At 71.3% G+C, this 8,867-nt stretch carries 15 protein-coding genes; 9 read left to right on the top strand and 6 right to left on the bottom strand.

Translation table 11 applies throughout. From position 1 onward, the window contains the following. Positions 1–85 precede the first annotated feature (85 nt). Complete coding sequence (locus ACZ63E_RS25800; protein WP_465311043.1) at positions 86–358, bottom strand: DUF1883 domain-containing protein; 273 nt, start codon at positions 356–358, stop codon at positions 86–88. A gap of 334 nt (positions 359–692) precedes the next feature. Further along, positions 693–1,955 carry an FAD-dependent oxidoreductase gene (locus ACZ63E_RS25795; protein ID WP_465338670.1) on the bottom strand — a complete coding sequence of 421 codons (1,263 nt, stop codon included), beginning with the start codon at positions 1,953–1,955 and terminating at the stop codon, positions 693–695. Between the two features lie 87 nt (positions 1,956–2,042). Between ACZ63E_RS25795 and ACZ63E_RS25790 the strand changes: the two genes are divergently transcribed. After that, the gene (locus tag ACZ63E_RS25790) at positions 2,043–2,474 is read left to right on the top strand and encodes a MarR family winged helix-turn-helix transcriptional regulator (RefSeq protein WP_465338669.1); all 432 of its coding nucleotides are present in this window, start codon (positions 2,043–2,045) and stop codon (positions 2,472–2,474) included. Continuing rightward, positions 2,471–3,097, top strand: coding sequence for a VC0807 family protein (locus ACZ63E_RS25785; protein ID WP_465338668.1), 627 nt, complete (start codon positions 2,471–2,473; stop codon positions 3,095–3,097). The genes ACZ63E_RS25790 and ACZ63E_RS25785 overlap by 4 nt, the downstream gene beginning before the upstream one ends. A 189-nt stretch (positions 3,098–3,286) precedes the next feature. Here the strand turns inward: ACZ63E_RS25785 and ACZ63E_RS25780 are convergent, their stop codons facing one another. Beyond that, positions 3,287–3,496: a CsbD family protein gene (locus ACZ63E_RS25780; protein WP_465338667.1), complete on the bottom strand. Its 210-nt coding sequence runs from the start codon at positions 3,494–3,496 to the stop codon at positions 3,287–3,289. 183 nt (positions 3,497–3,679) lie between these two features. Here ACZ63E_RS25780 and ACZ63E_RS25775 point away from each other — a divergent pair, with 183 nt between their 5' ends. The 6 genes from ACZ63E_RS25775 to ACZ63E_RS25750 are packed head-to-tail and all read left to right on the top strand — an operon-like array spanning position 3,680 to position 6,054. Further along, positions 3,680–4,132: an Asp23/Gls24 family envelope stress response protein gene (locus ACZ63E_RS25775; RefSeq protein WP_465338666.1), complete on the top strand. Its 453-nt coding sequence runs from the start codon at positions 3,680–3,682 to the stop codon at positions 4,130–4,132. Beyond that, positions 4,129–4,404 (top strand): hypothetical protein, encoded by a 276-nt coding sequence (locus tag ACZ63E_RS25770; protein WP_465338665.1) that lies wholly within the window; start codon positions 4,129–4,131, stop codon positions 4,402–4,404. The genes ACZ63E_RS25775 and ACZ63E_RS25770 overlap by 4 nt, the downstream gene beginning before the upstream one ends. An 11-nt stretch (positions 4,405–4,415) precedes the next feature. Then, positions 4,416–4,592 (top strand): hypothetical protein, encoded by a 177-nt coding sequence (locus ACZ63E_RS25765; RefSeq protein ID WP_465338664.1) that lies wholly within the window; start codon positions 4,416–4,418, stop codon positions 4,590–4,592. A gap of 3 nt (positions 4,593–4,595) precedes the next feature. After that, complete coding sequence (locus ACZ63E_RS25760) at positions 4,596–4,970, top strand: Asp23/Gls24 family envelope stress response protein (RefSeq protein ID WP_465338663.1); 375 nt, start codon at positions 4,596–4,598, stop codon at positions 4,968–4,970. After that, on the top strand, positions 4,967–5,494 hold the full coding sequence (locus ACZ63E_RS25755; protein ID WP_465338662.1) for a DUF6286 domain-containing protein: 528 nt from the start codon (positions 4,967–4,969) through the stop codon (positions 5,492–5,494). Before ACZ63E_RS25760 ends, ACZ63E_RS25755 begins: the two co-directional genes overlap by 4 nt. Further along, positions 5,491–6,054, top strand: a complete 564-nt coding sequence (locus ACZ63E_RS25750) for an alkaline shock response membrane anchor protein AmaP (protein ID WP_465338661.1) — start codon at positions 5,491–5,493, stop codon at positions 6,052–6,054. The genes ACZ63E_RS25755 and ACZ63E_RS25750 overlap by 4 nt, the downstream gene beginning before the upstream one ends. Before the next feature lie 223 nt (positions 6,055–6,277). Here the strand turns inward: ACZ63E_RS25750 and ACZ63E_RS25745 are convergent, their stop codons facing one another. Genes ACZ63E_RS25745 through ACZ63E_RS25735 form a run of 3 tightly spaced genes read right to left on the bottom strand, consistent with a single transcriptional unit; the run spans position 6,278 to position 7,794 of the window. Then, positions 6,278–7,192: an NADP-dependent oxidoreductase gene (locus ACZ63E_RS25745; RefSeq protein ID WP_465338660.1), complete on the bottom strand. Its 915-nt coding sequence runs from the start codon at positions 7,190–7,192 to the stop codon at positions 6,278–6,280. A gap of 15 nt (positions 7,193–7,207) precedes the next feature. Beyond that, positions 7,208–7,615: a PPOX class F420-dependent oxidoreductase gene (locus ACZ63E_RS25740; RefSeq protein ID WP_465338659.1), complete on the bottom strand. Its 408-nt coding sequence runs from the start codon at positions 7,613–7,615 to the stop codon at positions 7,208–7,210. Positions 7,616–7,632: 17 nt separating this feature from the next. Then, positions 7,633–7,794 carry a hypothetical protein gene (locus ACZ63E_RS25735; RefSeq protein ID WP_465338658.1) on the bottom strand — a complete coding sequence of 54 codons (162 nt, stop codon included), beginning with the start codon at positions 7,792–7,794 and terminating at the stop codon, positions 7,633–7,635. Between the two features lie 385 nt (positions 7,795–8,179). On the opposite strand from ACZ63E_RS25735, the gene ACZ63E_RS25730 reads away from it, so the two are divergent. Continuing rightward, a complete protein-coding gene (locus tag ACZ63E_RS25730) occupies positions 8,180–8,851 on the top strand; it encodes a TetR/AcrR family transcriptional regulator (protein ID WP_465338657.1) in 672 nt (223 codons plus the stop codon). The last annotated feature ends 16 nt before the right edge of the window (positions 8,852–8,867 follow it).

Below are 8,867 nucleotides of genomic sequence, written 5' to 3'. Positions count from 1 at the left end.
GGACCCGCTGTTCCGGCCGCTACTTGGTCCGGCCGGGAGGCTGCGCACCCGTTGACGTACGCGGGTGCGCAGCGCCTCAGCGCTGTCACAGCTTTTCGTCGACTTGGACTTGGGTTCGCGACAGGGGTGAGGTCAGCCCGTGGACGTCGATGACCACGACCCAGTGCCCGTTCGACGGGATCGTGAGCTTGAACATCGGAGTGAGGGCGACACCGCCGAGCATTTTGTAGAACTGTTTCTTCTGGTAGGCCCGAAAATTCGCCTTGGTCATGAGCCTGACGTTCGCCGACGCTTCCAGCACGACGGTCACCACGGAATCTTTCCGGACAGCTCCGAGGTCGAAAACGCGCGACTGCATTACGCCCCCTCTGCGCCTCCGGGCAAAGACTTCGGGCTGCCGCCGCTGCTTGACCTGCAGACCTCTCCGGCTCAGTCGGCCGCGCGATCGATGTTGTTACGACCGGAAAGTGCGGTGACTTATTGATGTATATGCGGGTGAAGTTGATTAACTGTTGACAGCATCGAATGTTGGAGACCATTTCACGGTTTGTCGGCTGAAGTGGGGCGGAAGCGTCCAATGGGCCCTCCGACGGTTAAGGGAACGGCGGGCCGGACTTCGTGGACTCCGGCTGTCCGGCGCGTACCCGTGAGGCCACGACCGCGCGCTGCCGCGCGGCGGGGGGAACGCCGAGTCATCGGCGGGTGGATTCCGCACGTGCCGCCGACATCGCGGCCACGGCGCTCGCCGCGGCGCCGGCGACGGGGAGCAGCGTCCGTAGCAGAGGACGTCCGACCCGGGAGGTGAGCCGCCGCTGCCAGCGCAGCGGCGCGACGGACTCTCGCACCGCCGCGGGCGCGTAGGCGGCCATCGCCTGCTGGAAGTCGTGCAGGGCTACGGGCACGGCGGTGAACCCCGGGTTGCCGAGCAGGTGGGTGACGAGCAGGTCGGCGTCGCGGATGGCCGTGGCCGCGCCCCGGCCGCCGGTGGGAGGCACGGCGTGCACGGCGTCGCCGAGCGCGGTTGCGGCCCGCGTCGGCCAGGGGGTCGGATCGGTGTCCGGGTCGGCCGCGTAGTAGGGGAACTGCGTGATCGTGCCGGTCTCCGACGCCTCGAGCAGACCGGTGAGCCAGCCCGCCCACCCGGCCAGGCGTTCCCGTGCCGAGGCCAGGGCCTCGACGCCGGCCAGTGCGGTGCCGTGCAGCGGCGCCGGGACGACGATGCCCCACGCCACGTACGGCGATTCTGTCACCGCGGGCACTTCACGGCAGGCGTCCGCGGCGATCGCGGCTGTGGCCGGGTCGTGCAGCGCCAGGAACAGCACGGTGCCGTCGGGCCCGAGCACGAACGCCGGCCCGGCGCGCAGGTCGGCCGGCAGTCCCGCGCGCAGCTCCGGGGTGAGAGCGGCGCGTCCGGCCGAGCCGGAGGCCGGCAGGAGGCGGGCGGTGGGGTGTCCGGCGAGCGCGGCCGCAACGCGCGAGCGCGCTCCGTCGGCGCCGACGAGCACGTCGGCGGTCTCGCTGGTGCCGTCGGCGAAGGTGGCGGTGACCGTGCCGTCGTCGTTGTGCGCCAGCGCTTCGAACGTCGACCCCAGCACCAGCGTGTCGGCCAGGCTGTGGCCCAGCAGCAGGCGCAGCGGGACCCGGCCGATCATGACGTGCTCGCCGTCCTCGCCACGCGGGATCCGGGCCAGCGTGCGCAACCGGTGGTCCAGCACCGCGAACTGGCGGAAGGAGGTTCCGGGCGCCGCGCTGGCCAGCACGGCCTGGTACACCGCAGCGGGGAGACGTCGGCGCAGCGCCGCCAGCGCCCCGGGGTTCAGGTGCAGTCGATACCCGCCGGTGGCCGCGAGGTCGGTGTCGCGCTCGTGCACGGACACCGGCACCCCCGCCGCTCGCAGCCCCTGCGCCAGGACCAGCCCACCTATTCCCGCCCCGATGATCACCACGTGTGACATCCGACAAGTATCCATAAACTGATAGTCTCAGGCAAGACTGGCTGATGGTTCCGCAAAAAGTATCTAATTTCTGATAGTGTGGTCGGTGTGTCCGACCTGACTGACATTCCGGCCTGGGCTGTGGTGCAGGCCTACCACGTGGTCTCCCGCGACCTGTACGAGCTGTTCGCCGGCCACGGCCTGACCCCGGTCCAGTTCGGGGTGCTCGCCCAGCTGTCCGCCGCACCCGACCTGACGCAGGCCGAACTCGCCCGCCGGGTGCTGATCCGCCCGCAAAGCATGACCGCGGTCATCACCCAGCTCGCCGAGCGTGACCTGCTCCAGCGGCGTGGTCCCGGTGGTCGCGGACGTCCGCTGCCGGTGCGCTTGACCGAGGCCGGGCAGCAGGTGCTGGCCGCCGCCGAAACAGATCTGCGCGCGGCCGGCGAACCCGCCGCCCTGGGCCTGGCTCCGTACGAGGCGGGAATGCTCAATGCCTTGCTGTACAAGCTCATCGCCGCACGCACCGCGCATTCATGAGCCGCTCGTGGCTGCGGCTGTTCGCCGCGGTGGCCGAGAACGTCGGCGTGCCTGTCGGGGCCTACCTGGTGCTCACGACCGTGGGCTGGACGCCGGTGTGGGCGCTGGTGGGCGCGGCGGGGGTGTCGGTCGTCGTGCTGGCCGTCCAGTACGTCCGCCGGCGCGAGCTGACCGCTCTCGGGGTGTTGGTGCTGGTCCGCTTCACGCTCGGCCTCGCGGTGGCGGTGGTCACCGGCGATCCGCGGCTCGAGCTGGCGAAAGACTTCGTGGTCACCGGCGCGATCGGAGTGTTCGCCGCGCTGTCACTGGTGAACCGCCGGCCGCTCATCGCCCGGATTCGCCGTGATCTCAGCGGTGATCCGGCGGGCTTCGACCGCCGCTGGGGCGCCGAGGCCGGATTCCGGGCGCTGCACCGCCGGCTGACTCTGCTGTGGACCGCCGGGCTGCTCGCCGAAGGGGTTTCGGCGGTCCTGCTGATCTACACCGTCCCGCTCACCGCCGCTGTCGTGGCGACCAACGTACTGGCGCCGGCGACCTTGGCCGGGCTCATCGGCGCGACGGAGTGGCGCGCTCGTCGCTACACCGCGACACACCGCACGCCGGCGAGCGCCCAAGCTCGATGAAGACGACAGCCTCGCTCGGCGGTGCCGCGTCGTGCGAAATCGAGGTGCCTGCGGACGGGCACCGGTACCTCGCGGTTGCCGCCGAAGGGCTCGACACCGCCTTCGTCCGAGCGGAAGCGCGCTCGCCGCTCATGGAGTGGTGGCCGGCGCGCTCCCTCTTGCCACGCCGGCCATTGGTCCCGAGCGGGCTCAGTCCTTCTTCAGGACGTTCTTCACCTTGTCGACCGCGTCGCCGACCGCGTCCTTGACGTTCTCCACCGCGTCCTTCAGTCCCGCCTTGGCCTGGTCGGCTTGGCCTTCGGCACGCAGTTCGTCGTCCCCGGTGACCTTCCCCGCCGTCTCCTTGGCCTTGCCGCCGAAGTCCTCGGCCTTGTTCCCGATCTTGTCGCCCAACGACATGTCTTCACTCCTCCCGTACCGGTCACCGTCCCCTGTGGACGGCCGTACCCAGCAAGACACCGAGGCGGCCCATTCGTCATTTCCCCGGTCGCGTGACCGTGTTCACTCGAACGAGGCCGTGACGATTCCGGCCCGCCCAGGGTCTTTCCGGCACAACGGTTCACCCGACGAAGGAGGAACACCATGGCCGAGACGACCACGAAGACCCCCGCCACCACCACCGACACGACCGGCGCCCTCGTCACCAGCCAGGGCGCGACCACGATCGCCGACACCGTGGTGCAGAAGATCGCCGGCCTGGCCACCCGCGAGGTGCCCGGCGTGCACTCCCTCGGCGGCGGCGCCGCCCGCGCCTTCTCCGCGATCCGCGAGCGCATCCCCGGCGCGACCGCGTCGGCGGGGCAGGGCGTTTCGGTCGAGGTGGGTGAGAAGCAGGCCGCGGTCGACCTGCAGGTCGTCGTCGAGTACGGCGTGTCCATCGCCGACCTCGCGCGCTCGGTGCGGCGCAACGTGATCACCGCCGTCGAGCGGATGACCGGCCTCGAGGTGGTCGAGGTCAACATTTCCGTCGGCGACCTCAACCTGCCCGGCGACGACGCCGACGAGCAGGGCGCCGACACCGGCCGGGTGCAGTGACACCCGACGCCGTCACGATCGCCGCCGTGGTGGCGGGCCTGCCCGGAGTGGCGGGCCCGCACGGCGGCCGGATCGGGGAAATCGCGACGTTGCTGCCCGGCCGGCGCGTCGCGGGGGTCCGCGTCGCCGACGACGAAGTGACCGTTGGCGTCGTGCTCCGCTACCCGGTGACCGCCTCCGTGGCGGCGGCGGCGATCCGCTCGGCGCTCGGCCCGCTCGACCGTCCCCTGCGCGTGTTCGTCGGCGACGTGGCCGCACCCACCACTTCTTGACGGAGGTTCCCATGAATGCCACCAGGACAGGTTTGCTGACCGGTCTCGCGCTCGGCCTCGCCCTCGCCCTCGGCGGGTTCGGCGCGTTCCTGGCCGTGCTCGTGCTCGGCGCGATCGGGTTCCTGATCGGCCGTCACCTCGACGGCAAGATCGACCTCGGCCAGCTGTTCGGCCGGGACCGGGGCTGAGCCGTGACCACCACCGTGCCCGCCGAAGAGCGGGGTGCACTGGTCATCGCCGGCCACGCGGTCGAACGGATCGCCGCGCACGCCGCCCGTGAGATCGACGACGTCGGCGGCGCCGCGGGGCGCGTGCTGGGCGTCGCGCTCGGTGGCGAAGACACCGGCCGCTCGGTGAAGGTCGACGCCGAGGTCGACGGCGACCGGGTCCGGCTGGCCGCCCGGCTTTCCATCACCTACCCGGCCTCGGTCACCCGCACCACCGAACAGGCGCGGGCCCACCTGCGTGCGCGGGTGGGCGAGCTGACCGGGCTCGCCGTCGAACGGGTGGACATCACCGTCGCCGCGCTGCACCCGCCGGCCACGGCCTCGAGGAGGGTCTCGTGAAACGCCGCCCCCGCCGCAGCACCCCGGCCGCCCTGACCGCCCTGGTGCTGGTCGCGGCAGGCGCGCTCGCCGCGGTCGTGGCCATCCAGATGATCGTCGGCGAGCGCCCGTGGCTGGACTACGGCGCCACCGCGCGGCGGCTGCACGACCTGCACTGGGCCGACCTGCCCGTCGTCATCACCGGCGGGGCCGTCGCGCTGCTCGGTCTGGTCCTGGTGCTCGCGGCGATGCTGCCGGGCAAGCTCATCGTGCTTCCGCTGCGGGGTGACCTGGACGCGGGTGCTTCGCGCCACAGCTTCGGCTCCACCCTCCGGGCGGCCGCGGCGCGGGTCGACGGCGTGGACAAGGTGCGGCTGAAGGTGCGGCGCCGCAGCGTCCGGGTCCGGGTGCAGACCCGGCGCACCCGCCCCGACGGGATCGCCGACGCGGTCCGCGTCGCGGTCGCGGAGCGGCTGGACCGGATCGGCCCGGTCCGCCGTCCCGAGGTCAAGGTCCGTCTCCGCGCAGTGAGGAGCACGTCGTGAACCGTCCCGCCGGACTCAACCGCACCCTGCTCGCAATCCTCGGGCTGCTCTTGCTTGCCGCCGGCGCGATTCCGGCCGCGATCCGCTTCCACTGGCTCCCCGTCCTCGGCGCGGACCGGCCGGTCGTGCCGGGCACCGCGCTGCCCCCGACCTGGGCGTGGTACGTGACCGCGGCCGCCGGGATCGTCGTCGCGCTGGCCGGGCTGCGGTGGCTGGCCGCGCAGCTGGTCCGCAAACCCGGCAACCGCACCTGGCGGTTCGAGGCCGATCCCGACGCGGGCAGCACCGAGCTCGCCACGACCGCGGCGGTCGCGCCGTTCACCGAGGAGCTGCGCGGCTACCCGGGCGTCCGCACCGCGACGGCATCCCTAACCGGGTCCCGCGACCGCCCCGAGCTGCTCGCGGTCGTCTCGGTCGAGCAGGACGGCGACCCCGCCGCGATCCGCGACCGCATCCGCGACGAGGGCGTGCCGCGACTGTGCCAGGCTCTCGACCTGGACGCCCTGCCCACCCGGGTCGAGCTGCGTTTCACCACCACGACCGGTGCCCGCGTCGCCTGAACCCGGAATGTCCGCGATTCTGGTCTGCGACGCGCGCGAGGGTGTCCGCCGTCGTCTCGCTCGCTTGCTGCGGGCGACTCCGGGAGTGCGCCGGGTAGTTGCGGTGACCGGTGCGGAGTCCGATGGTCGTGCGGGTGTCGGTGCCCCGATCCCGCTGGCCGAGCCCGTGACCAGTGCTCACGAGGTCGGCGGTGCGGATTCGTTGTCGTTCATGGGATTTCCTTCAGTTGACGATGAGGACCAGGCGGCCGCGGACGTGGCCGGTTTCGGCGGCGCGGTGGGCTTCGGCGATGTCGGCGAGCGGGAAGGTTCGTTCGACCGGCAGCCAGAACTTGCCGGCTTCGACGAGCTCGCCGATGGTGGCGAGGGCGTGGAAGGCGTTGCCGTCGGCGAAGCCGTTGCTGAAGTGCACGCCGTGGGCTTCGGCGCCGGCGAAGTCGGCGACGGTGATCACGTTCTTCGCCTCGCCACCGGCGAGCGCGATCAGTTCCGGGAGCACGCCGTTTCCGGCGACGTCGAGGGCGACATCGACGCCGTCGGGAGCGAGCGCGCGGACGCGGTCGGTCATGCCGTCGCCGTAGACCACCGGTTTCGCGCCCAGGGTGCTCAGGAAACCACTGTTGCGGGCGCTCGCGGAGCCGATGACCCGGGCGCCGCGGGCGAGGGCGAGCTGGACGGTCGCGGTGCCGACACCACCGGAGGCGCCGTTGACGAACAGGGTGGTGCCGGCGCTGACGTGGAGCTGGTCGAGGCCGCGGGTGGCGGTTTCGAGGGCGGCGGGGATCCCGGCGGCGTCGGCGAACCCGAGCGACGGCGGGATCGGCGCCCGGTAGGTCAGCAGCGCGTATTCGGCGGCGGCTGCTTGGTTGTCGGAGATGCCGAAGATCCGGTCGCCGACGGTGACGTCGGTGACGCCGTCGCCGATTTCGTCGACGATGCCGGCGACGTCGGCGCCGGTGGTCTGGGGGAGGGTGGCGCCGAAGCTGAGTTCGCCGCGGCGGATCTTGGTGTCGCTGGCGCTGATCCCGGCCGCGCGGACGGAGATCCGGACCTGGCCGGGGCCGGGGTGCGGGTCGGGCAGGTCCACGATCTGGAGGACTTCGGGGCCGCCGTACTGCTGGAACTGTATGGCTTTCACGGTGATCGTCTCCTGTCAGACGTTGCGGCTGTTCGGGGTCTGCTTCGTGTAGTCGACGTCCCAGTCTTCGACGCCGATGGCGATGATGCGTTTCGGGTGGACGCGGATCATCGCGTTGTCGTGGTGGCCGGGGGTTTCGACGTCGGTGAGCGCCTCGGCGTGGCCGCGGATCTCGAGGGAGCGGACCCGCCAGGGGTCGGTGCTGGGGACGTCGTCGATGACGAGGGCGATGCGGCCGTTGTCGGCGACGTTGCGGAAGCGGCGGCTCTTGCGGAGGTGCAGGCCCATCAGGTCGATGGTCTGCGTGTCGGGGTTGTAGGTGAAGCCGACCGGGCTGACCTGGAGGGTGCCGTCGGGCTGGGCGGTGGCCACCCGGCACAGGGGCTGGTCGTGCAGGTACCGGATTTCCTTGTCGGTGAACATGTGTCTCCTCGGATCGGTCAGTGGGTGAGGACAGGGCCAGGGGCGACCGGGAGCGGACCGCCGCGGAAGAGATCGGCCGAGAGCATGGCGAAGTAGCGGGTGACGAACAGGAACACCGCCAAGCCGCCGGTTACGGAGATCCCGACGGTGAGGTAGGACGCGTCTCGGTTGCGATCCAAGGCCGGGGGCGAGGATGGCAGCGAAGGCGCCTTGAGCGACCGGCAGGAGGACGAGGTTGCGCGCGGCGCCGCCGAGAACGGACGCGCGGCGGCGAAGCGAACACGCCGGTGGTGAACCGGCGTTTGCGGCGTAGAGGTCGCCGAGACGGCTTCCCGGCAGCAAGCTGCCGAACACGAGTGCGTAGGCGGTGACCACCCCGTTGACGGTCGTCGTGGTGTCCAGGGTGACCGTCAGCCGCGCCCGGTTCAGGACACCGAGCGCGAGCCGGCGGTTCGGAATGGCCGGGGATGTCATGGGACCTTCGATTGCTCACGGGGTTGACTTATCAATGTTATAGTAACTTACCAATGATAAGTCAACTGCCGGTGCGTAAGGTGCTCGGACATGACCGACGACGTCCTCTGGCTGCGGGACGAGCCGCCGCGACCGCCGAGGCGGAACACACCGCTCACCCTGGAGCGGATCATCACCGCGGCGATCGCCGAACTCGACGCGGCGGGCGCGGATCGGCTGACGATGCGCAAGCTCGCCGAACGGCTCGAGGTGACGTCCACCGCGCTCTACTGGCACGTTTCGACCAAGGAAGACCTGCTCGACCTCGCGCTTGATCACATCGTGGGCGAAGTACCGGTACCTCCGGCCGACTCGAAGCCCCTCGAAGGACTGCGGACGCTGCTCGTCGGCTGGCGCGCCGCGATGCTCGCCCATCCGTGGTCGCCCGCCTTGCTCGGCCGCCCGCTGCTCGGACCCCACGTGCTGGCACGCACCGAGTTCATCCAGGCGAAGCTCGTCCAGGCCGGGCTGACCGGGCTGGAGCTCGCGGCCGCAACCCGCACCCTGGCCGGGTTCGTGCTCGGAGCGTCGCTGGCGGACGCCACCTGGCGCCGGTTGAAGAACCCGGCCGCGATCACCAAGGTGCGCGCGCACATCCTCGAATCCGCCGAGCGCTACCCGACTCTCAGCACGTCCGGGTTCGTCGATGCCGGGTGGCCGGACGACGAGCTGTTCGCCTTCGGTCTCGACCGGGTGCTCGACCGGTTGCTCGCCGGGGCCTGATCACGGCGACCGGTGG

It is taken from the genome of Amycolatopsis sp. NPDC104819, from assembly GCF_055583145.1.
Note: the sequence above shows the minus strand (reverse complement) of the source record. Positions and strands in the feature narration are given on the sequence as shown.